The 22,338-nt window shown below is 68.2% G+C and carries 19 protein-coding genes and 1 pseudogene; 10 read left to right on the plus strand and 10 right to left on the minus strand.

The window, feature by feature from the left end:
• Positions 1-19 precede the first annotated feature (19 nt).
• Positions 20-436, minus strand: coding sequence for a hypothetical protein (locus IQ210_RS03880; protein WP_194076897.1), 417 nt, complete (start codon positions 434-436; stop codon positions 20-22).
• Positions 437-674: 238 nt separating this feature from the next.
• Here IQ210_RS03880 and IQ210_RS03885 point away from each other — a divergent pair, with 238 nt between their 5' ends.
• Together IQ210_RS03885 and IQ210_RS03890 are read left to right on the plus strand one after the other, a co-directional pair.
• A complete protein-coding gene (locus IQ210_RS03885) occupies positions 675-1,646 on the plus strand; it encodes an arabinan endo-1,5-alpha-L-arabinosidase (protein ID WP_194076899.1) in 972 nt (323 codons plus the stop codon).
• Complete coding sequence (locus IQ210_RS03890) at positions 1,628-3,061, plus strand: family 43 glycosylhydrolase (RefSeq protein WP_194076902.1); 1,434 nt, start codon at positions 1,628-1,630, stop codon at positions 3,059-3,061. Before IQ210_RS03885 ends, IQ210_RS03890 begins: the two co-directional genes overlap by 19 nt.
• Before the next feature lie 9 nt (positions 3,062-3,070).
• On the opposite strand, the gene IQ210_RS03895 is transcribed toward IQ210_RS03890, so the two are convergent.
• The 8 genes from IQ210_RS03895 to IQ210_RS03930 all read right to left on the minus strand — a co-directional run bounded on the left by IQ210_RS03895 (position 3,071) and on the right by IQ210_RS03930 (position 13,204).
• Complete coding sequence (locus IQ210_RS03895) at positions 3,071-4,570, minus strand: pyridoxal phosphate-dependent aminotransferase (protein ID WP_194076904.1); 1,500 nt, start codon at positions 4,568-4,570, stop codon at positions 3,071-3,073.
• A gap of 162 nt (positions 4,571-4,732) precedes the next feature.
• Positions 4,733-5,836: an aldose epimerase family protein gene (locus IQ210_RS03900; RefSeq protein WP_228047005.1), complete on the minus strand. Its 1,104-nt coding sequence runs from the start codon at positions 5,834-5,836 to the stop codon at positions 4,733-4,735.
• Between the two features lie 8 nt (positions 5,837-5,844).
• Positions 5,845-7,089 carry a multiple monosaccharide ABC transporter permease gene (mmsB, locus tag IQ210_RS03905; RefSeq protein ID WP_194076909.1) on the minus strand — a complete coding sequence of 415 codons (1,245 nt, stop codon included), beginning with the start codon at positions 7,087-7,089 and terminating at the stop codon, positions 5,845-5,847.
• Positions 7,086-8,636 carry a multiple monosaccharide ABC transporter ATP-binding protein gene (mmsA, locus tag IQ210_RS03910; RefSeq protein WP_194076911.1) on the minus strand — a complete coding sequence of 517 codons (1,551 nt, stop codon included), beginning with the start codon at positions 8,634-8,636 and terminating at the stop codon, positions 7,086-7,088. The genes mmsB and mmsA overlap by 4 nt, the downstream gene beginning before the upstream one ends.
• Positions 8,637-8,688: 52 nt before the next feature.
• Positions 8,689-9,801 carry a multiple monosaccharide ABC transporter substrate-binding protein gene (gene chvE / locus IQ210_RS03915; protein WP_228046741.1) on the minus strand — a complete coding sequence of 371 codons (1,113 nt, stop codon included), beginning with the start codon at positions 9,799-9,801 and terminating at the stop codon, positions 8,689-8,691.
• Between the two features lie 136 nt (positions 9,802-9,937).
• A complete protein-coding gene (locus tag IQ210_RS03920; RefSeq protein ID WP_194076915.1) occupies positions 9,938-10,906 on the minus strand; it encodes a glycosyltransferase family protein in 969 nt (322 codons plus the stop codon).
• 136 nt (positions 10,907-11,042) lie between these two features.
• The gene (locus IQ210_RS03925; RefSeq protein ID WP_194076917.1) at positions 11,043-12,047 is read right to left on the minus strand and encodes a zinc-dependent alcohol dehydrogenase; all 1,005 of its coding nucleotides are present in this window, start codon (positions 12,045-12,047) and stop codon (positions 11,043-11,045) included.
• Positions 12,044-13,204 carry a mandelate racemase/muconate lactonizing enzyme family protein gene (locus tag IQ210_RS03930; protein ID WP_194076919.1) on the minus strand — a complete coding sequence of 387 codons (1,161 nt, stop codon included), beginning with the start codon at positions 13,202-13,204 and terminating at the stop codon, positions 12,044-12,046. The genes IQ210_RS03925 and IQ210_RS03930 overlap by 4 nt, the downstream gene beginning before the upstream one ends.
• A 289-nt stretch (positions 13,205-13,493) precedes the next feature.
• Between IQ210_RS03930 and IQ210_RS03935 the strand changes: the two genes are divergently transcribed.
• The 7 genes and pseudogenes from IQ210_RS03935 to IQ210_RS03960 all read left to right on the plus strand — a co-directional run bounded on the left by IQ210_RS03935 (position 13,494) and on the right by IQ210_RS03960 (position 20,597).
• Positions 13,494-14,513, plus strand: coding sequence for a LacI family DNA-binding transcriptional regulator (locus IQ210_RS03935; RefSeq protein WP_194076921.1), 1,020 nt, complete (start codon positions 13,494-13,496; stop codon positions 14,511-14,513).
• A gap of 133 nt (positions 14,514-14,646) precedes the next feature.
• Positions 14,647-15,654: an ABC transporter substrate-binding protein gene (locus IQ210_RS03940; RefSeq protein WP_194076923.1), complete on the plus strand. Its 1,008-nt coding sequence runs from the start codon at positions 14,647-14,649 to the stop codon at positions 15,652-15,654.
• A 136-nt stretch (positions 15,655-15,790) separates the two neighbouring features.
• Positions 15,791-17,341, plus strand: a complete 1,551-nt coding sequence (locus IQ210_RS03945; protein WP_194076925.1) for a sugar ABC transporter ATP-binding protein — start codon at positions 15,791-15,793, stop codon at positions 17,339-17,341.
• Positions 17,338-18,417, plus strand: a complete 1,080-nt coding sequence (locus tag IQ210_RS03950; protein WP_194076928.1) for an ABC transporter permease — start codon at positions 17,338-17,340, stop codon at positions 18,415-18,417. The genes IQ210_RS03945 and IQ210_RS03950 overlap by 4 nt, the downstream gene beginning before the upstream one ends.
• Complete coding sequence (gene yjfF / locus IQ210_RS03955) at positions 18,417-19,448, plus strand: galactofuranose ABC transporter, permease protein YjfF (RefSeq protein WP_194076929.1); 1,032 nt, start codon at positions 18,417-18,419, stop codon at positions 19,446-19,448. The genes IQ210_RS03950 and yjfF overlap by 1 nt, the downstream gene beginning before the upstream one ends.
• Before the next feature lie 147 nt (positions 19,449-19,595).
• Positions 19,596-19,655: pseudogene (locus IQ210_RS48620) on the plus strand (hypothetical protein); the annotation flags it as partial.
• An 87-nt stretch (positions 19,656-19,742) separates the two neighbouring features.
• Entirely contained in the window at positions 19,743-20,597 is an 855-nt protein-coding gene (locus tag IQ210_RS03960) for an SCO2400 family protein (protein WP_194076930.1), read from the plus strand.
• 112 nt (positions 20,598-20,709) lie between these two features.
• Here the strand turns inward: IQ210_RS03960 and IQ210_RS03965 are convergent, their stop codons facing one another.
• Positions 20,710-21,147 carry a MarR family winged helix-turn-helix transcriptional regulator gene (locus IQ210_RS03965; protein ID WP_194076931.1) on the minus strand — a complete coding sequence of 146 codons (438 nt, stop codon included), beginning with the start codon at positions 21,145-21,147 and terminating at the stop codon, positions 20,710-20,712.
• Between the two features lie 90 nt (positions 21,148-21,237).
• Between IQ210_RS03965 and IQ210_RS03970 the strand changes: the two genes are divergently transcribed.
• Positions 21,238-22,236: an NADP-dependent oxidoreductase gene (locus IQ210_RS03970; RefSeq protein ID WP_194076933.1), complete on the plus strand. Its 999-nt coding sequence runs from the start codon at positions 21,238-21,240 to the stop codon at positions 22,234-22,236.
• The last annotated feature ends 102 nt before the right edge of the window (positions 22,237-22,338 follow it).

Raw genomic sequence — 22,338 nt, forward strand, 5'->3', positions numbered from 1 at the left:
CAAGTCGGCGGCCGGTACGTCAGTTGGCGGCGCAGGCCTCGTTCCAGCTGCCGTAGGAGCCGCTGACGTAGGAGCCGTCGTCGACGTGGCCGACGCGGAAGTAGAAGCAGGCGTCCTCGTCCATGTCGGTGTCGTAGACGTAGGCGTTGGACAGGTTGTAGCCGGTGTAGCCGCCGGTGTAGTCCACGTGGATCTTGGTGTCGCTGGTGGAGGGGTTGCTGTCCACCGGGTTCGTGTACTGAAGGCGCACGCCCTTGCCGTCCGTGCAGATGTCGATGATCTTGAAGGTGTCGCCGTAGTCGTAGAAGTACGCGGCTCCGCAGGCGTTGCTGGAGTCGGCTGTGTAGATCTGGTCGGCGAAGGACGAGCCCGCCGTTCCGATCACGAGGGCCGCGGCGGCGAGGGTGGGTACGGCGAAGTGTCTGAACCTGGGCATGTCTGAACTCCTTGCGAGGCAAGTGGGGTTGGCGTGGGGGGAGTTCACGTCGTCGACACCGCGTGAACGGACTATGCCCAAGATTCGATCTCTGTACAAGAACGGTTGGACTGTCAACTACCTGTGAGTGCCCGGGCTGTTGACGCGCAAGTGATTCGATTCTACGGTCCGTCCGAATTGACGATCGATGTTCGGTACACCGAACAGCGACTTCCCCCTACACGTCAAGGAGGCCCGTGTGAGCCGCACCTCGCGCGTCCGAACCACCCTCCTCGCCCTCCCCGCAGCCGCTCTCCTCGCGCTGATCCCCTCCACCGCCTCGGCCTACCCCAACCCCGGCACGGTCACCGGCGCCACGGTCATCCACGACCCCACGATGATCCGCACCTCCGCCGGCCGCTACCTCCTCTATGGCACCGGCGGCGGCCTCGGCTACCGGACCTCCACCGACCGGATCGCCTTCACCGCCGGCAGCGACGCCTTCACCACCAAGCCCAGCTGGTGGTCCTCGTACGCCACCGAGGCCTGGGCACCCGACATCTCGTACCACGGCGGCAAGTACCTGATGTACTACGCCGTCTCCACCTTCGGCTCCAACAAGTCAGCGATCGGGCTCGCCGGTTCGACGACCGGTCTTCCCGGCTCCTGGACCGACTACGGCGTCGTCTACACCTCCACCACCTCCAGCGACTACAACGCCATCGACCCGAACCTCTTCGTGGACGACGACGGCAAGTGGTGGCTGTCCTTCGGCAGTTGGTGGACCGGCCTGAAGATGATCCAGATCGACCCGTCGACCGGGAAGCAGCTCTCCTCCAACACCACCCGGTACTCGATCGCGTCCCGCCCCACCGGGACCAAGGCCGTCGAGGCGCCGTACATCGTCAAGCGCAACGGCTACTACTACCTCTTCGCCTCGTACGACACCTGCTGCGCCGGCACGAGTTCGACCTACAAGGTCAAGGTCGGCCGGGCCACCAGCGTCACCGGCCCGTACTACGACAAGAACGGCGTCGCGATGACGAACAACGGCGGCACAGCCGTCCTCGAGTCGCACGGCAGCGTCATCGGCCCCGGCGGACAGTCGATCATGAACGACTCGGACGGCGACCTGATCGTCTACCACTACTACGACGGCAACGACAACGGCACGCCCAAGCTGGGCATCAACCTTCTGAACTGGAGCAGCGGATGGCCCGTCGCCTACTGACCCTGCTGGCCGCGCTGGTCCTCCCTCTCTCCCTGGGGCAGTCGTCCGCCAGCGCGGCCTCGTTCGCCAACCCGATCAAGGCGCAGAAGGGCGCCGACCCCTGGATCTCGTACTACGACGGCAACTACTACATGGTGACGACGAGTTGGACCAACGTCATCACCATGCGCAAGTCGGCCACGCTCGCCGGGCTCGCCACCGCCCCCAACTACCAGGTGTGGACCGGCGACGCGGCCTCGCGCTGCTGCAACATCTGGGCGCCGGAGATCCACTTCCTCAACGGCAAGTGGTACCTGTACTACGTCGCCGGACAGAACATCAGCGACTACAACCCCACCCAGCGCACCCACGTCCTCGAAAGCGCCGGGACGGACCCCACCGGGCCCTACACCTACAAGAACCAGCTCAACTCCGCCTGGATGCTGGACCCGACGGTCGGCACGATCAACGGCCAGCTGTACCTCTTCGGCAGCGCGAGCGGCGGCACGCAGAACCTGGTGGCGGCCAGGATGTCCAACCCGTACACCCTCGCCACCGGCTTCTCGACCATCTCCACGCCGACCTACTCCTGGGAGACGAGCGGCGGCACGGTCAACGAGGGCCCGGAGATCCTCCAGCGGGGCGGCAAGACCTTCCTCGTCTACTCGGCGAGCGGCTGCTGGACCCCCGACTACAAACTCGGCCAGCTCACCCTGACGGGCTCCGACCCTCTCTCCGCCTCCTCCTGGACGAAGAAGTCGACCCCCGTCTTCCAGCGCAACGACTCCGCCGGCGTCTACGGCCCCGGCCACAACGGCTTCTTCACCTCGCCGGACGGCACCGAGAACTGGATCGTCTACCACGCCAACGACTCGTCGTCGGACGGCTGCGACAACGGCCGTACGACCCGGGCCCAGAAGTTCACGTGGAACTCCGACGGCACGCCGAACTTCGGTACGCCGGTCGCGCTGGGGTCCAGCATGACCGGGCCGTCGGGCGAGCCCTCGTCCACCTCGACGACGTACACGATCACGAACCGCAACAGCGGCAAGTGCCTTGACGTCGCCGGGAGTTCGACCGCCGACGGCGCCAACGTCCAGCAGTACACCTGCAACGGCGGCAACAACCAGAAGTGGCGCGTCGAGGACCAGGGCGACGACACGAGCCGGCTGGTGAACGTGGCGACGGGCAAGGTCCTGGACACGGCGGACTGCTCCAGCGCGGACGGCGCCGACCTGCGCCAGTGGTCCTGGCTGAACAACACGTGCCAGCGCTTCCGCTTCGTCGTCACGGACAGCAGCTACGTCCGCATCGTCAACCAGGCCACGGGCAAGGTGGCGGACGTGGCGAACTGCTCCACGGCGGACGCGGCGGACGTCAGGCAGTGGACCTGGCTGAACAACGCGTGCCAGCAGTGGAAGCTGAATCCGGCCTAGGGAGGTTTCCTACGCGCCTGCCGCATTGGGCCAAGCGCCGCCGTTCGGCCACCCCTGAGCCGGCGCCGGCGTCAACCCGTTGGTCCCCCGGACCTGCGCCGCCGTGAGCCCACCCCGAGCGGGTACTCCTGGCGGCGTGGGCCCGGCGGCCGGCACCCCGTACGGCGACTGGGCGGCAGCCGCGGGAGCAACCGGCATCGGCATGGGCTGCGGCTGAGGAGCGACCGGCATGGGCATAGGAGCAGGCATGGGCGCCGCCGGCTGAGGGGGAGCCGCCGCCATGGCCTGCGCGGCCAGCGGCATGCCGGCCCCGTTGCTCATCAGCCGGTCCACGGCCGCCGTACCCGAGCTGTAACTGGTCCCGGTGGCCAGCTCGGGCACGGCGGCTCCCCTCCTGGTCCCGTAGAGCACCTGTTCCAGCGCGGACACCAGGCGACGCACGTCCGTCTGGGGGCGCACCACGAGACGCAGGAAGCGGCTGGACGAGCCGATCTTGTTGCCGCACTCGCGGACCAGGATGCGGTGCTCGGAGAGCAGCCGGTCCCGGACCACGGTGCCTTCGGCGCCCACGGGGAGGCGCACGAAGAGGAAGTTGCCCTGGGAGGGGTAGACGGTGAGGCCGGGGAGCGCGGAGAGCTGGCTCGACATGTCGAGGCGGTCCCGGTAGACCTGTTGGAGGCTCTGCGCGTACTCGGCGCCGTGCTCCTTGAGCATGAACACCACGTACTCGGCGAAGGCGTTGAGGTTCCACTTCGGCAGCATCGAGCGGACCCGGCCGGCGAGCGCCGGGTTGGCGACCATGTAGCCGAAGCGGATGCCGTGCAGCCCGAAGTTCTTGCCGAGCGACCGCAGCACGATCACGTTGGGCCGCAGCATCGCCTCCTGCACCACCGAAGGCTCCGCCTCCGCGTCGGCGAACTCCAGGAAGCTCTCGTCGATGACGACGAGGTCGAGGTCGGCCATCGCGTCCATGAACTGCACGACGGCGTGCTTGTGGAGGAAGCCGCCGTCGGGGTTGTTGGGGTTGCAGATGACGGCGGCGCGGGTGCCGCGGGCCCGTATGAACTCGGCGTACTGCGCGAGGTCGAGGGCGAAGCCGCTGGACTCCTGGAGCGGGAACATGTCGACCCGCTTGCCGGTCTCCATGGGCTGGTCGGTCCAGCGGCCGAAGGTGGGGACGGGGATGGCGAGGGACTCACGGACCAGCAAGTGGTCGATCCACGTGATCAGTTCGGTGGAGCCGTTGCCCATCGCCACGGCCTGCGGCGGGAGTTGGAGGAGGTTGCACAGCTCGGCGGTGATGGTGTCGGCGCTGGACGGGTAGTACGTGATGATGTCGCGGAGGCGGCCGGACATCTCGTCCCACATCCCCGGGGTGGGGAAGTAGGGGTTCACCGGGATACAGAAGTCGATCGGGCCGGCCCCGTCTCCAGCTGCCCGCGTCAGCGCCGCCATGGACGGGCTGTGTGCCGCGGTGCTGCGGAACAGCGAGGTGACGTTCTCGGCCATGGAACCTCCGTATGGGGCGGACCCGTTGGGGACGGCCGGGTCCGTCGTCTTTGGGTGGCCCGCGCGGGGGAGCACGGGCCGCTCATACATACGAGGGCTGGGGTGGCACTGTTCAACCGCTGAGAAATCGGTAAGAACTTGTGCCCCACCTGTGAAGGAGTGTCACGCGGGGAAGGAGTGCACCGTGATCGACCGGTAGATCTCCCCAGGTCGCAGCACGGTCGACGGGAAGTTCTCGTGGTTCGGGGAGTCAGGATAGTGCTGCGTCTCCAGGCACACGGCGTCGCCCTGGCGGTAGGTGCGGCCGGCGGGGCCGACCAGCGTGCCGTCGAGGAAGTTGCCCGAGTAGAACTGCACGCCGGGCTCGGTGGAGGCGATCCGCAGGGTGCGGCCGGACGACGGGTCGCGCAGCGTCGCCACGTGCTCCGGCTCGGCCGTGATCCCCTTCTCCAGCACCCAGTTGTGGTCGTACCCCTTGGCCGCGAGCAGCTGGGGATGCCCGGTGCGCAGGTCCCGGCCGATCGGCTTCGGCTCGCGGAAGTCGAACGGGGTGCCTTCCACCGGTGCCAGTTCGCCGGTCGGGATCAGGCCCGCGTCGGTGGGCGTGAAGTGGGCGGCGGGAAGGGACAGTTCGTGGTCCTCGATCGTGCCGCTGCCCTCGCCGGCGAGGTTCCAGTAGACGTGGTTGGTGAGGTTCACGATCGTGGGCTTGTCGGTGGTGGCCTCGTAGTCGATACGCCAGTCGCCGTCGGCGGTGAGGGTGTACGTCACCTTCGCGGTCAGCGTGCCGGGGTAGCCCATCTCGCCGTCGGGGGACGTGTACGACAGACGCAGGCCGACGTCGGTGCCTCGCTCGAACGGCTCGACGTCCCAGACGACCGTGTCGAAGCCCGCCGCACCGCCGTGCAGGCTGTTCTCGCCGTCGTCCACGGAGAGCTGGTACACCGAGCCGTCCAGCGTGAACCGGCCCCTGCCGATGCGGTTGCCGTACCGGCCGATCAGCGCGCCGAAGTACGGGCTGGACGTGACGTAGTCCTCGATGTGGTCGAAGCCGAGGGAGACGTTCGCGTACCGGCCGTGCCGGTCGGGGACCTCCAGGGACTGCACGATCCCGCCGTACGACAGGACCTTCATACGGGTGCCGCCGTTCTCCAGCGACCAGCGGTGGATCTCGGTGCCGTCGGCGAGCTTGCCGAAGAGTTCCTTCACCGGGTGTCTCCTCCTATGGGAAGGGCCCCGCCTTCCGACGGGGCCCGACCGGTACAACCTGCCTGCTACGAACCGGACTTGCGCTTGTTCCACACGTCGAACCCGACCGCGGCCAGCAGGGCGAGGCCCTTGATGACCTGCTGCCAGTCGGAGCCGACGCTGAGGAGGTTCATGCCGTTGTTGAGAACACCGAGGACGAGACCACCGATGATCGCGCCGAGGACGGTGCCGACACCGCCACTCATCGACGCGCCACCGATGAACGCCGAGGCGATGGCCTCGAGTTCGTAGTTCAGACCGGCCTTCGGGGACGCCGCGTTCAGTCGCGCGGCGATGGCCAGACCCGCGAGGGCCGCGAGCGCGCCCATGTTCAGGAAGACCAGGAAGGTGACCTTCTTGTCCTTCACACCGGACAGCTTCGCCGCCGGCAGGTTGCCGCCGATCGCGTAGATGTGCCGGCCGAAGATCGAGTTGCGCATCAGGTAGCCGTAGCCGACGACCAGGCCGCCCAGGATGAGCAGGACGATCGGGGCACCCTTGTAGCTGGCGAGCAGCATGGTGACGACGAGGATCGCGGCGACGATCGAGACGAGCTTCAGCAGGAAGATGTTCCTGGGCAGCACGTCCAGGGAGAACTCCTGCTGGCGCTTGCGGTCGCGGACCTCCTGGAGGACCACGAAGACGATCAGGGCGAGGCCGAGGAGCAGCGTGATGTTGTGGTAGTTGGTCTCCGGGCCGGTCTCCGGCAGGAAGCCGTTGCCGATCTTCTGCAAGCCGCCCGGGAACGGGCCGAGGGTCTGGCCCTCCAGCAGGATCTCGGTGAAGCCGCGGAAGACCAGCATGCCCGCGAGGGTGACGATGAACGAGGGTATGCCGAGATACGCGATGAGGAAGCCCTGCGCCGCACCCGCACCCGCGCCGACCACCAGGCACAGCACGACCGCGAGCGGCCACGCCACGTCGTGCTGGACCGTCAGTACGGCGGCGAACGCGCCCACGAACGCCGTGACCGAGCCGACCGACAGGTCGATGTGGCCGGCGATGATGACCAGCATCATGCCGATCGCGAGGATCAGGACGTAGCTGTTCTGCAGGACCAGGTTGGAGACGTTGCGCGGCAGCAGCAGGTCGCCGTCGGTCCACACCGCGAAGAGCGCGACGATCAGGCCGAGGGCGATCAGCATGCCGTACTGGCGCATGTTGCGGCGCAGGCCGTCCAGCATCAGCTGCAGCAGGTTCTCGCCGGAGGCCGATCCGCTCTTGCCCGGCGGCGCCGGGGCCGGCGTCTTGGCGGTCACATCCGTGCTCATCGGGTTACCTCTTTGTCCTTGGTCATCTGGCGCATCAGCGATTCCTGCGAGGCCTCGGCACGGGAGAACTCGCCGGTCAGCCGCCCGGCGGCCATCGTGTAGATGCGGTCACACATGCCGAGCAGCTCCGGCAGCTCGGACGAGATGAAGACGACCGCCTTGCCCTGGGCGGCCAGCTGGTCGATGACGGTGTAGATCTCGTACTTGGCACCGACGTCGATGCCTCGGGTGGGTTCGTCCAGGATCAGCACCTCGGGGCCGGCGAAGATCCACTTGCTGAGGACGACCTTCTGCTGGTTGCCGCCGGACAGCTTGCCCACCGGCTCGAAGACGGTCGGCGCCTTGATGTTCATGGACTTGCGGAAGCCCTCGGCGACCTGCCGCTCCTCGTGCTCGTCGACGACCCCGCGCCTGGCGACCTTGTTCAGGGCGCTCAGCGAGATGTTGCGGTTGATGGTGTCGATGAGGTTGAGGCCGTAGTGCTTGCGGTCCTCGGTGACGTAGGCGATGCCGTGGTCGACCGCCTCGGCGACCGACTTGGTGCGGATCTCCTTGCCGTCCTTGAGGACCGTGCCCGCCGCGTGCCGTCCGTAGGAGCGGCCGAACACGCTCATCGCGAGTTCGGTGCGGCCCGCGCCCATCAGGCCCGCGATGCCGACGATCTCGCCGCGCCGGACATGGATCGACACGTCATCGACGACCTTGCGCTGCTGGTCGATCGGGTGGTGCACGGTCCAGTCGCGGATCTCCAGCGCCGGAGCCGCGTCCGACTCGCCCTCGTACGCGGTGCGTTCGGGGAAGCGGTGGTCCAGGTCGCGGCCGACCATGCCGGAGATGATCCGGTCCTCGGTGGTCTCCGCGGACTTCACATCGAGGGTCTCGATGGTCTTGCCGTCGCGGATGATCGTCACCGAGTCCGCGACCTTGCGGATCTCGTTGAGCTTGTGGGAGATGATGATCGAGGTGATGCCCTGCTTCTTCAACTCCAGGATGAGGTCCAGGAGTTTGCCGGAGTCCTCGTCGTTCAGGGCCGCGGTCGGCTCGTCGAGGATGAGCAGCTTCACCTTCTTGGAGAGCGCCTTGGCGATCTCCACCAGCTGCTGCTTGCCGACACCGATGTCGGCGACCCGGGTCTCGGGGTGCTCACTGAGCCCCACCCGGCGCAGCAGCTCGCTCGCGTGCCGCAGGGTCTCGCGCCAGTCGATGAGACCGCGCGAGGCGTGCTCGTTGCCGAGGAAGATGTTCTCCGCGAGGGAGAGGTAGGGCACCAGCGCCAGCTCCTGGTGGATGATGACGATGCCGCGCGCCTCGCTCGCCCGGATGTCCTTGAACTCGCAGACCTCTCCCTCGAAGAGGATCTCGCCCTCGTACGTGCCGTGCGGATGGACGCCGGAGAGCACCTTCATCAAGGTGGACTTGCCGGCGCCGTTCTCACCGCAGATGGCGTGGACCTCGCCCTGCCGGACGGTCAGCGTGACGTCCGAGAGCGCCTTGACGCCGGGAAAGGTCTTGACGATCGAGCGCATTTCCAGGACGGGTCCCGCCATGGTCGTGCCTTCCAATCTCTGTCTGTTGCAGACGACTACAGCCGGGGGCTGATTACTTGAGCTCGCCCTCGGTGTAGTAGCCACCGTCGACCAGGACCTGCTTGTAGTTGGTCTTGTCGACGCTCACCGGCTTGAGCAGGTAGGCGGGGACGACCTTGGAGCCGTTGTCGTAGGTCTTGGTGTCGTTGGTCTCGGGCTTCTTGTCGTTGAGGACCGCGTCCACCATGTTCGCCGCGACCTTGGCGAGCTCACGGGTGTCCTTGTAGACGGTCTGCGTCTGCTCGCCCGCGATGATCGACTTCACGGAGGCCAGCTCGGCGTCCTGACCGGTGAGGACCGGCAGCGGCTTGGCCTTGGTGCCGTAGCCGTCGGACTTCAGCGCCGACAGGATGCCGATGGAGATGCCGTCGTACGGCGAGAGCACCGCGTCGACCCGGCCGGACTTGTAGGAGCCGGTCAGGATGTCGTCCATGCGGCGCTGGGCGGTGGCGCCGTCCCAGCGCAGGGTGGTGACCTTGTTGAGGTCGACCTGGCCGGACTTGACGACGAGCTTCTTGGAGTCGATGTACGGCTTCAGGACGCTCATCGCGCCGTTGAAGAAGTACTTGGTGTTGTTGTCGTCGTTGGAGCCGGCGAACAGCTCGATGTTGAAGGGGCCCTTGCCGGAGGCGAGGCCGAGCTTCTCGACGATGTAGTTGGCCTGGAGCTCGCCGACCTTGGTGTTGTCGAAGGAGGCGTAGTAGTCGACGTTCGGCGTGCCGAGGATCAGGCGGTCGTAGGCGATGACCGGGATGCCCGCGTCCTTGGCCTCCTGGAGGACGTTGTTGAGCGACTTGTTGTCGATCGCGGCGACGATCAGCGCCTTGACGCCCTGGGTGATCAGGTTCTCGATCTGCGAGACCTGCTGGTCGGGCTCGTCCTCGCCGTAGACCAGCTTGGTCTTGTAGCCCAGCTTCTGCAGGTTGGTCTCGACGTTCTTGCCGTCGGCGATCCAGCGCTCCGAGGACTTCGTCGGCATCGCGATGCCGATGGTGCCGCCCTTGGAGTCGCCCTTGCTTTCCGCGCTGCCACCCTCGCTGTCCTGGCCACAGGCGGTCAGGGAAAGGGCGAGGACGGCCGAGGTGGCTATGGCGGAGAGTGCAGCTCTGCGGTTAAGCATGATCATCTTCCTTGATGGTCTAGGGGCCAGGGGCGATCTGCGGTACGAGCGCCTGTCTGGTGGAGCGAGGTGGAGCCGAGAGAAGTTGTGTCGGAGTCTGTTCGACTCCGTCGGCTTCTGTGAAGGGGCGTTGTCCGGAACGTTATGCAGGCGTTTCGAACCGCTTCAGCGCGCCCGGCAGTCGCGAGCCGAGCGGCGCCATGTCGCCGTCCGCTCCGTGCCGTGCGAGCAGGTCCAGGGCGAGCCGTCCGCGCCGCACTCTTTCCTTGGCGGTGGACAGCGTGAGATCGCGCATGTGATGGCCGTAGGGGTAGATCCCCGGGGCCTTCGACAGGCCGAACTTCAGATAGAGCGGGGCGCCGCGCCGGATCAGCTCGGCGACCTCGTACATCCGCACATAGCCGCCCAGATCGTCGGGAGCCTCGATGTACATGTCCATCGGGGCGCCCGACACCCGCCGGATCTCGGTGAGTTGATCGAGCGTCAGATCGCTGGGCACGTTGATCGAGTCGCCGCCGAGGTTCTCGTAGACGGCGTACGCGGCCGGATTGACCGGACCGATCAGCGCCGACACCTTCAGCGTGGTGTCGGCCGGGATGATCCCGGCGGTGCGCGCCCGGTGCAGCGTCCACAGCACGCCCTCGTCGGCGACGAGCAGGCACTTCACGCCCAACTCCGTTGCCCGGACGGCGTCTTCGACACAGCCGGCGACCGCGTCGTGGCCGCGGGCGCGCAGGCCCGCGCCCTTGGAGTCGGTGCGGGTGGAGCCGCCGATGTCCCAGGTGCCGCGCGGGCCGGTGAACAGGCAGAGCTCGATGTCGCGTTCGGCGGTCGCCTCGACCATCTCGGTGATCTCGGCGTCGGTGAGCATCCACACGCCGCTGCCCTGGCTGATCCGGTGGATCGGCACGTCGAGCCGCGAGGACTCCTTGAGGACGACCGAGAGGGCCTCGGGGCCCTCCACGGAGGGCACTTCGGTGCGCCAGCGGCCGCCACCGGGGAAGGTGTGCGGAGAGGCGTCGGCCGGGTCGAGGGCGGGAGCGCCCAGGCCGAGCGCAGCGAGCGCCTGCTCACCGGGTCGTCGGGCCGCGCTGGCGGTGGTCTCGGTCACAAGCTGTCCTTCGTGTTCGATATTTCGGACGTGGATCGCGGCTCTACATGCAACAAGGCTTAGGTCCCAGAACATTGGGTGTACGCCGGTACGAAGTCGTCAGGTACTCCGTACCGGCGTACGGCTCAGGGGGGCGTCACGGCTTGAGGAGGACCTTGCCGACGGTCGGGTCACCGGACCCGACCAGCTCGATGGCCTGCGGGAACTCCTCCAGCGGCAGCTCGTGCGTGACGAGCGGCAGCGGATCGAGCAGCCCGGCCCCGAAGACCCGCACCGTGTGCGCCCAGGCGTCCGGCGGCGCCCCGAACACGGTGTGCACCTCCAGCTGCCGTACGACGAGATCGGTGGGGTCGAGGCCGTCCGCGCCCGGCGCCGGGATGCCCGTCAGGACGAGCCGGCCGCCGCGTCTGAGCAGCGAGGCGGCCGTGTTCGCGGCGGACGCCGACCCGGCGGTCTCGATGACGACGTCGAAGTCGTCGGGGAGCTCCTGGTCGCGGGTGCGGAAGTCGGTGGCGCCGAAGGTCTTGGAGAGCTCGGCGCGGTCCGGGCGGGTGCCCACCACCAGCAGCTCCGAGGGCGAGCCCGCCCGCAGGAACTGCACCGCGAACATCCCGAGCGTGCCCGTGCCCACCACGGCGACCCGCTCACCGGGCCGCGCGTTCGCCTTCAGCGCGGCGGCCGCGATGCACGCGGCCGGCTCCAGGAGCGCCGCCGCCGTCAGGTCGGCGTCGTCCGGCAGGGCGTGCAGCAGCCGGGCCGGCAGGGTGAGGGTGGCGGCCATGGCGCCGGGCTGGGTGAACCCGGTCTCCTCGTAGCCGTCCGTGCACAGCGTCGTCTCGCCCGCGTGGCAGCGGTCGCAGACCTGGCAGTTGCGGAAGCCCTCGCCGACCACCTTGCGGCCGACCAGCGACTCCGGCCCCCCGGAGCCGACGGCCTCGACCGTGCCGGACCACTCGTGGCCCGGCGTGAGCGGGTAACGGACGTACCCCTCGGGCCGGTTGCCCTGGTACACCTCGCGGTCGCTGCCGCAGATGCCGACCGCGTGCACGCGGACCAGGGCCTCGCCGGCACCGGGCTCACGCGGGGTGTGCGCGACGAGCTCGTGCTCGCCGGGCGCCCCGATGACGACCGCGCTGCTCACTGCTCGGTGCCCTTCGGCTTGCGCTGCTCCCAGCCGTCGGCCCACAGGTCGAAGCGGGCCTGCTGCTGCGGGAACTCGGCGGCAGCGTCCACGTCCAGCTCGACACCGAGGCCCGGCTCGTGCGACAGCTCGAAGTAGCCGTCCACGACCTGCGGGGCGCCCTTGACGACCTTCTTGATCTCCGCGTCGGCGAAGTCGTTGAAGTGCTCCAGGATCTTGAAGTTGGGGGCGGTGAAGCCGACCTGGAGGGAGGCGGCGGTGAGCACCGGGCCACCGACGTTGTGCGGGGCGACCAGCATGTAGTGGGTCTCGGCGGTCGCGGCGAGCTTGCGGGTCTCCCAGATGCCGCCGATGTGGCCGACGTCGGGCTGGATGATGTCCACGGCCTGGCTCTCGAAGAGCTCACGGAACTCGATCCGGTCGTGGATGCGCTCACCGGTGGCGACCGGCATGTCGACCTTGGCGGCGACCTTCTCCAGCGCCTTCAGGTTCTCCGGCGGCACCGGCTCCTCCAGCCACGCCGGCTTGAAGGGCGCGAGGTCCTTGGCGAGGCGGACGGCGGTGGCGGGGGAGAAGCGGCCGTGCATCTCCAGCATCAGCTCGGCGTCCGGACCGATGGCGTCCCGGACGGCCTCGATGAGCGAGACGGCGTACAGGCTCTGCTCGTGGTCCAGCTCGAAGTGGCCGGTGCCGAAGGGGTCGATCTTGAGGGCCTTGTAGCCGCGCTCCATGACGCCCTGGGCGGCCTTGTGGTAGGCCTCCGGGGTGCGCTCGGTGGTGTACCAGCCGTTGGCGTACGCCTTGACCTTGTCGGTGACCTTGCCGCCGAGCAGCTGCCAGACCGGGACGCCCAGCGCCTTGCCCTTGATGTCCCAGCAGGCCATCTCGATCACGGCGATGCCGGACATCACGATCTCGCCCGCACGGCCGTAGTCGCCGTACTTCATCCGCTTGACCAGATCCTCGACAGCGAACGGGTCCGACCCGAGAATGTGGTTGGTCTTCGCCTCGTGCAGATAGCCGAGCAGGGCGTCGGTGTGGCCCAGCATGCGGGTCTCGCCGACTCCGGTGAGTCCCTCGTCGGTGTGCACCTGGACGTAGGTCAGGTTGCGCCATGGCGTCCCGACCACGTGCGTGCTGATTCCCGTGATGCGCACGTCAGCTACTCCCTAGGCTCTCAAGCTCGTTGTTCGAAATTTCGGCTCACGTTCGAAATGCTGGCCTGACGGTAAGGACGTCTCGGTCGGGGTGTCAATGGGTCGGAGGGTCGAACGGCGTAACGGTCTTGATGACGTGCACAACCGTCCGGTATCTCAACTCCCGCAGCCTGCTGCGTTATTCAACCGTGACGACTTCCCCGCTGCAGCCCTCTTGACCGCCATGAATTGTTAGCGCTCACAATGTGCCTCGCATTCAACCGATCGCTGACCGCCAGGAGGTGCGGCCGTGAACCACTTAGAGCTCCGGCCGCCCACCATGGCCGATGTGGCACGCCTCGCCGGGGTGTCCCATCAGACCGTCTCCCGCGTTCTGGGTGATCACCCCAACGTGCGGGAGGAGACCCGGGCCAGGGTGCTCCGCGCCATCGAGGAGATGGGTTACCGCCGCAACTCCTCGGCACGGGCCCTGGCCACCCGCCGCACCCGCACCCTGGGTGTGGTCGCCGCCAACACCACGCTCTACGGCCCGGCCAGCACGCTGTTCGCACTGGAGGACGCGGCGCGGGCGGCGGGGTACACCGTCTCGACGGTCAGCCTGCACAAGCTGGCGAAGGAGACCCTCTCCGAGGCGCTCGACCACCTCAGCGAGGGCGGCGTGGAGGGGGTGATCGCCCTCGCCCCGCAGCGCTCGGCGGTCGAGGCCCTCGCCGAACTCCGCCACCCCTTCCCGGTGGTGGTCGTCGGCACCGGCTCCGGCGCCGAGATCCCCAGCGTCAACGTGGACCAGCAGCTCGGCGCCCGGCTCGCCACCGGTCATCTGCTGGCCGCCGGGCACCGCACGGTCTGGCATCTCGCCGGACCCGAGGACTGGCAGGAGGCGGCCGACCGGGTCACCGGCTGGCGGACCACCCTCGAAGCGGCGGGCGTCGAGCCGCCGAAGCCGCTGCGCGGGGACTGGAGTCCACTGTCGGGCTACCGCGCGGGCCAGGAACTGGCCGGCTGGGTGGGCCGCGGACTCACCGCCGTCTTCGTCGCCAACGACCAGATGGCACTGGGGGTGTTGCGGGCCCTGCGGGAAGCGGGCGTGCGCACACCCCAGGACGTCGCGATCGTCGGCTTCGACGACATCCCGGAGTCCGAGTTCTTCGCTCCACCGCTCACCACCGTCCGGCAGGACTTCGCGACGGTCGGCAAGCACAGCATCGCCCTGCTGCTGGACCTCATCGAGGGCCGGGCCCCGTCCGGGACGCCCGGGGTCGCCATCGAACCGCACCTCGTCGTCCGGGCCAGCACCGCTCCCGACTGACATGTACCGACCAGCTAATTCGTACACCAGTGTGACCGATATTTCGAATAATGATCGACAGGCTGGACGCAGTGCAGTCGGTCCCACGAGTACCAGCGGTCCTCCCCGGACCGGCTCTTCAAAGGAGAAGAACATGCTCAACAGAAGGAACTTCCTCACTGCGGCGATCGGCGTGGCGGCGGCCGGCACCCTGGCGGCCTGCGCCAAGGAGGACGACAGCTCCAGCGACTCCGCGGGAAGCGGCGGCGGCAAGAAGATCACCCTCGGCTTCTCGCAGGTCGGCTCCGAGAGCGGCTGGCGCACCGCCAACAGTGAGTCGGTGAAGTCCGCGGCCAAGGAGGCGGGCTACACCCTGAAGTTCTCCGACGCCCAGCAGAAGCAGGAGAACCAGATCTCCGCGATCCGCAACTACATCGCGCAGAAGGTCGACGTCATCGCCTTCTCGCCGGTGGTCGTCACGGGCTGGGACGCCGTCCTCAAGGAGGCCAAGGCCGCGAAGATCCCGGTCGTCCTCACCGACCGCTCCGTCGAGACCTCCGACGACTCCCTGTACGTCACCCTGGTCGGCTCCGACTTCACCGACGAGGGCCGCCGCGCCGCCAAGATCCTCGAGAAGGTCATCGAGAAGGCCGGCCTCAAGGGCAACGTCAAGATCGCCCAGCTGGAGGGCACCACCGGTGCCGCCCCCGCCATCGAGCGCGCCAAGGGCTTCAAGGAGGTCATGGACGCCGAGCACAAGGACGACTGGAAGATCGTCGTCAGCCAGACCGGCGACTTCACCCGCGCCGGCGGCAAGCAGGTCATGGCCGCCTTCCTGCAGTCCAACCCGGACATCAACGTGCTCTTCGCGCACAACGACGACATGGCCATCGGCGCCATCCAGTCCATCGAGGCGGCCGGCAAGAAGCCCGGCAAGGACATCCTCATCGTCTCGATCGACGGCGTGAAGGACGGCTTCGTCGCCATGTCCGAGGGCAAGATCAACGCCATCGTCGAGTGCAACCCGCTGCTCGGCCCCCAGCTGATGGAGGTCGTCAAGACGGTCCACGACGGCGGCACGGTCGAGCGCTGGATCAAGACCAAGGAGGGCGACTTCATGCAGGACCAGGCCAAGGCCGCCCTCCCGACCCGCAAGTACTGACCGACCGCACGCACCGGTGGGGAGCCCCCGGCGGGCCGAGCACACCTCGGCACCGACGGGGCTCCCCGCGGGGGACCGGCGCACCGCAGCCCCGAACTGCCGTGGGCCTGAACCGATTTCATGGAGGAGCGCTGCCATGGCAGAGCCGCAGCCCGTCCTGGAGATGACGGGCATAGTCAAGGAATTTCCGGGGGTAAGGGCTCTGTCGGGCGTCGACTTCCGGCTCTTCCCCGGCGAGATCCACGCCCTGATGGGCGAGAACGGGGCCGGGAAGTCCACCCTGATCAAGGTGCTGACCGGGGTCTACACCCTGGACGGCGGCACCATCACCCTCGACGGCAGGGACGTGCGGATCGGCAGCCCGCTGCAGGCGCAGCACGCCGGCATCAGCACCGTCTACCAGGAGGTCAACCTCTGCCCCAACCTGTCGGTGGCGGAGAACATCTTCATCGGCCGTGAACCCACCCGCGCCGGCCGCATCCAGTGGAAGCGGATGCGCAAGGAAGCCGCGGAGATGGTCGACCGCCTCGGCCTCGACATCGACGTCACCGCGCCGCTGTCCTCGTACCCGCTCGCGGTGCAGCAACTCGTCGCGATCGTACGGTCGGTGGGCCACGGCGACAGCGACGGCTCGGGCTCCGGCACCAAGGTCCTCGTCCTCGACGAGCCGACCTCCAGCCTCGACCGCGACGAGGTCCTCGAACTCTTCCGCCTGATGCGGCGGTTGCGCGACGAGGGCGTGGCGATCCTCTTCGTCTCGCACTTCCTCGACCAGATCTACGAGATCTGCGACCGCATGACGGTCCTGCGCAACGGCACCCTCGTCGGCGAGCACCTGGTCCGCGACCTCGACCAGGTCCAGCTCATCGAGCTGATGATCGGCAAGGCCCTGGACCAGCTGGAGGAGCTGCACGACCACCAACTCCACGCGGACGTCGGCGAGTCGCTCCTCACCGCGGAGGGCCTCGGCCGCACCGGCGGCATCGAACCCTTCGACCTCGACATCAAGAAGGGCGAAGTCGTCGGCCTCGCGGGCCTGTTGGGCTCCGGCCGTACCGAACTGGCCAGGCTCCTCTTCGGCGCCGACCAGCCCGACGCCGGCAAGGTCACCATCGGCGGCAAGCAGGTCTCGATGAGCGCCCCCAACGACGCCATCGGCGCCGGCGTCGCGTTCTGCTCCGAGAACCGCAAGACCGAGGGCCTCGTCCCCGACCTCACCGTCCGCGAGAACATCATCCTCGCCCTCCAGGCGGCCCGCGGCTGGACCCGCCCCATCCCCACCGCCCAGCGCGACGAACTCGTCGCCAAGTACATCAAGGCCCTCGACATCCGCCCCGCCAACCCCGAAGCCCGCGTAGGCCAGTTGAGCGGCGGCAACCAGCAGAAGGTGCTCCTCGCCCGCTGGCTCATCACCCAGCCCAAGCTGCTGATCCTCGACGAGCCCACCCGCGGCATCGACATCGGCGCCAAGACCGAGATCCAGAAACTGGTGGTCTCCCTCTCCGAGGACGGCATGTCCGTCCTCTACATCGCGGCCGAACTGGAGGAGGTCCTCCGCCTCAGCCACACCATCGGTGTCCTGCGCGACCGCAAGCTGGTCGCCCGGCTCACCAACGGCCCGGAAATCACCCCCAGCAAGATCCTCGAGACCATCGCCAGCGGCGAGCAGAGCGGAGAACAGCAGTGACCACCACCACCCGCTGGCGAGCACTGACACGCCACAACCTCTTCTGGCCGGTCGCGGTCCTGGTGGCGCTGCTGCTCGTCAACATCCCCTTCACCCCCGACTTCTTCGCCATCCACATGACGGACGGCCACCTCTACGGCAGCCTCGTCTCGATCGTCCTGTTCGGCTCGCCCCTGATCCTGGTGGCGGTCGGCATGACCCTGGTCATCGCCACCGGCGGCATCGACCTCTCGGTCGGCGCGGTCGTCGCCATCACCGGCGCCCTGACCTGCTCCTACATCAGCGACCAGAAGGACCAGGACGCCCTGGCCGGAGTCCTGCTGGCGATGGGCCTCGGCCTTCTGGCGGCCGTCGTCTGCGGCCTGTGGAACGGCTTCCTGGTCGCGCGGATGGGCATCCAGCCGATCATCGCGACCCTCATCATCATGGTCGCGGGCCGCGGTGTCGCCCAGCTGATCACCGACGGCCAGATCATCACCATCAACAGCGAGCCGTACAAGCTGATCGGCGGCGGCTACTGGCTGACCCTGCCGTTCTCCATCTTCGTGGTCGCCGCGGTCGTCGCCGTCACCGTCGCCCTCACCCGCCGCACCGCCCTCGGCCTGCTCGTCGAGTCGGTCGGCGGCAACGCCGAGGCCAGCCGCCTGGTGGGCATCCGCTCGATGCGCATCAAGATCATGGTGTACGTCTTCTGCGCCCTGTGCGCCGGCATCGCGGGCCTGATGATCAGCTCCAACACCTCGGCCGCCGACGGCAACAACGCCGGCCTGTGGATCGAACTCGACGCCATCCTCGCGGTCGTCATCGGCGGTACGTCCCTGCTCGGCGGCCGCTTCTCCATCGGCGGCACGGTGGTCGGCGCCCTCGTCATCCAGACCCTCACCACCACGATCTACACGATCGGCGTCCCCACCCAGACCAACCTGGTCTTCAAGGCCGCCGTCGTCATCGTCGTCTGCCTGCTCCAGTCCCCGAAGTTCCGCGCCAAGGTCTTCGGCGCCCGCGCGAAGACCACGGCCCCGGCGACGCCGGCCGCGGCCCCCGCCGAGCCCGCTCCCAAGATGGAGGTGTCGTGATGAGTACGACCACCCAGAGCCCCACGACACCCGACAAGGTCGAAGGCGGTACGCCGTCCAAGGCGGCGCGCCTGCTGAGCGACCGCCGACTGCCCGTCCTGGTCACGGCCGCCCTGTTCCTCGCGATGTACATCGCCGGACTCAGCCGCTACCAGAACTACGGCTTCGGCGACTCGCAGGTCTTCCTCAACCTCTTCATCGACAACGGCTACTTGCTGGTCGCCGCGGTCGGCGCCACCTTCGTCATCCTTTCCGGCGGCATCGACCTGTCCGTGGGCTCGGTGATCGGCTTCACCACCATGCTCACAGCGTGGCTGGTCCAGGACGTAGGCCTGCCCCTGCTGGTCGTGATCCCCATATCCCTGGGCGTGGGCGCGTTCGGCGGCTTCCTCATGGGCTATGTGATCCACAACTTCGAGATCCAGCCCTTCATCGTGACCCTCGCAGGCCTCTTCCTCTTCCGCGGCCTGTGCCTGGTCATCAGCAAGGAGTCGATCGCCATCAACGACTCCGCGGTGAGCAGCCTCGCCGAGACCCGGGTGTCCCTGGGCCTGGGCGACCTGTCGATCGGCGCCCTGGTCGCCCTCGTCGTCCTTGCGGCCGCCTTCTACATCCTTCACTACACCCGCTTCGGCCGCCGGATCTACGCCATCGGCGGCAACGAGCAGTCGGCCCTCCTCATGGGTCTCCCGCTCGGCGGCACGAAGATCGCGGTCTACACGATGAGCGGCTTCTGCTCTGCACTCGCCGGCCTGCTCTTCATGCTCTACATCCAGTCCGGCGACCCGCTGCACGCGGTCGGCATGGAACTCGACGCGATCGCCGCCGTGGTCATCGGCGGGACGCTGCTGACGGGTGGCTCGGGTTATGTGTTGGGCACGCTGTTCGGTGTCCTGGTGCTCGGCCTGATCAAGAGCATCATCCAGTTCGAGGGCACGCTCAGCTCCTGGTGGACGAAGATCGCCACCGGTGTGCTGCTCTGCGCGTTCATCCTGATCCAGCGCGTGATGACGACCCGCAAGAAAGCCTGAACAGCCCGGAAGGAAACCGGTTTCGGCGAGTTGGGGACGGATGGGCGGATCCTCCTCAACTCGCCCCACCGGAACGGCCAGTTCCCACACAACCTTCACAGCTGCCTCTAGGAACGCTCCCCACAAGGAACTTAATCTTCCCGCGTCATGGACTACTGCCTCCCGTGCCGACGGCACCTCAACGGCGCCCTCGCCTGCCCGGGGTGCGGTACCTCAGTCGAAGAACTCCGCGCGTACGCCGCCCAGCCCCGCGTCCCCGCCCAGCAGCAGCCGCATCAGGCGCAGGACCAGCAGGTGCAGCAGCTGCAAACGCAGCAGATGCAGGCCCAGCAGTACGTGCCGCAGCAGGCGGGTGGCGGGGCGTACCAGTCGTACGACGGTGGCTACGCGGACGCGTACGGGAGCGGTCCCGAGGCCGTCGCGTACGGCGACACCGCCACGGTCGCCGAGACCGCGGAGAGTCACGAGGGGTCGTACGAAGAGCCCCACGAGCGGCCCGAGGAGACGCCCGAGGTCGTGATCGGCGGCCGCGCGGCACGACGCCGCGCCCAGGGACGCCGCGGACGGGCCGTACCGCAGGAGGAGCCGGAGGAGTACGACGACTCCGAGGACCCCGAGTACGACGACGAGTACGACGAGGCTGCCGATGCCGAGGGCGGCGGCAGCCGGCGTGACCGCAAGGCCGCGGCACACCGCCGCAGACGCCGCCGGGTCCTCCTGGTCGCCGCGGGCTTCGTGCTGGCCGCCGGTGGACTGAGCCTCGCCGAGCTCGGCATGGACGCCCCGGGTTCGAACTCCACGCCGGCCGCGGCGGGCGACGAGTTGGCCGAGGGCGCGGCGTCGGCGGAGGCGAGCACACCGGCCGAGCCGCTGGACGACACGAACGGCACCGTCCCCTCTGCCTCGGCCTCCGCGGACGCCTCCGCGTCACCCTCGGCCTCGGCGTCGAAGGACGACAAGGACAAGGACGACAAGGACAAGGACGCCCAGTCCGCGACCGCCACGGCCCCGGTCGTCCCGCCCACGAACGCGCCGACGACCCCGGCCGCCTCCGCGACCCCGACCGCCGACCCGACGACGAGCCGGCCGACCGCGCAGCCGTCCCCCAGTGAGACGGAGTGCGAGCGGTTCCTGTGGTGGTGCACCTGAGGGGTGGGGTGGGGCTGAGCAACTAGTTCGCTGCGCCCAGGAGTTGCGGCTGGGGGCTGGGCCAGGCGTTGCGCCCAGGAGTTGCGGCTGGGGGCTGGGCCAGGCGCTGAGCCTAGGAGTTCAGCATCCGGCGCAGCAGGTCCCGCAGCGACTCCCGCTCCTCGTCCGACAGCCCGGCCAGCGGCTCGCGGGCGAAGCGCAGTTCCTCGCGCAGGCTCCGGGCCACCTCCCGGCCCTCGTCCGTCACCGCCGCCACCTTCACCCGCCGGTCCGCCGGGTCCGGTCGCCGCTCCACGAGCCCTCGCGTCTCCAGCCGGTCCACGATCCCGGTGACGTTCGACGGCTCGCACTTCAGCTTCTGCGCCAGCTTCCGCATGGGCAGCGGCTCCAGCGACAGCAGGCTGAGCAGCCGGGCCTGGGCGCCGGTGAGCGCGTGGTCGCCGGCGGCCTCCTCGTAGTCCTCGTAGAAGCGCGCCACGACGTCACCGATCAGCTCGACGACTTCCATGGTCAGCGCGTCGGGGCGACGGGTCTTGGGTGGAGTGGCCATGGCTCAAGACTACCCCCATTACTTGACAACCTGAAATATTCAGGCGCATGGTTGTTTCAGGTACTGAAGTAAATTTCGAAAGGGTCCGTCATGATCAACCGCGAGTGGCACCTGCTCAGCCGTCCCGTCGGCTGGCCGAAGCCCGAGGACTTCGCCCTGGTCGAGGCCGAGGTGAAGCAGCCGGGTGAGGGTCAGGTGCTGGTGCGGAACAAGTACCTGTCGGTGGACCCGTACATGCGCGGCCGGATGTCGGCCGCCAAGTCGTACGTCGCCCCCTTCGAGCTCGGCAAGGTCATGCAGGGCGGCGCGGTCGGCGAGGTCATCGCCTCCGGCGCCGAGGGCATCGCCGTCGGTGACCACGTCCTGCACTTCGGCGGCTGGCGCGAGTACGCCACCTTCGACGCCACGCAGGCCGTCAAGGTCGACCCCGACGCCGCGCCCCTCTCCACCTACCTCGGCGTCCTCGGCATGACCGGCCTCACCGCCTACGCCGGCCTGCTGCGCACCGCCGCCTTCAAGGAGGGTGACTCGGTCTTCGTCTCCGGCGCCGCGGGTGCCGTGGGCAGCCAGGTCGGCCAGATCGCCAAGCTCAAGGGCGCCTCCCGGGTCATCGGCTCGGCCGGCTCCGACGAGAAGGTCAAGCTGCTGGTGGAGGAGTACGGGTTCGACGCGGCGTTCAACTACAAGAACGGGCCGGTGAGCGAGCAGCTGCGGGCCGCTGCGCCGGACGGGGTCGACGTCTACTTCGACAACGTGGGTGGTGACCATCTGGAGGCGGCGATCGGTTCGCTGAACCAGGGCGGCCGGATCGCGATCTGCGGCATGATCTCGGTCTACAACAACACCGAGCCGGCTCCTGGTCCGAGGAACCTCGCTCGTCTGATCCAGACCCGCGGCCGTATCGAGGGCCTGCTGGTCGGCGACCACTACGACCTCCAGCCGCAGTTCGTCTCCGAGGTCGGCCCGTGGGTGGCGTCCGGCGCGCTCAAGTACCGCGAGACGGTCGTCGAGGGCATCGAGAACAACCTGGAGGCGTTCCTCGGGGTTCTGCGCGGCGACAACACCGGGAAGATGATCGTCAAGCTGTAGGGCTGTAGGGCTGTCGGGCTGTTGGGCTGTTGGGCTGTAGGGCTTCCGGGGCGTTTTCGGCATGCGGTAACTTCTTTCCGAAACCGTCGTCGATCGTGGGCG

It is taken from the genome of Streptomyces justiciae, from assembly GCF_015163075.1.
Lineage (GTDB): Bacteria > Actinomycetota > Actinomycetes > Streptomycetales > Streptomycetaceae > Streptomyces > Streptomyces justiciae.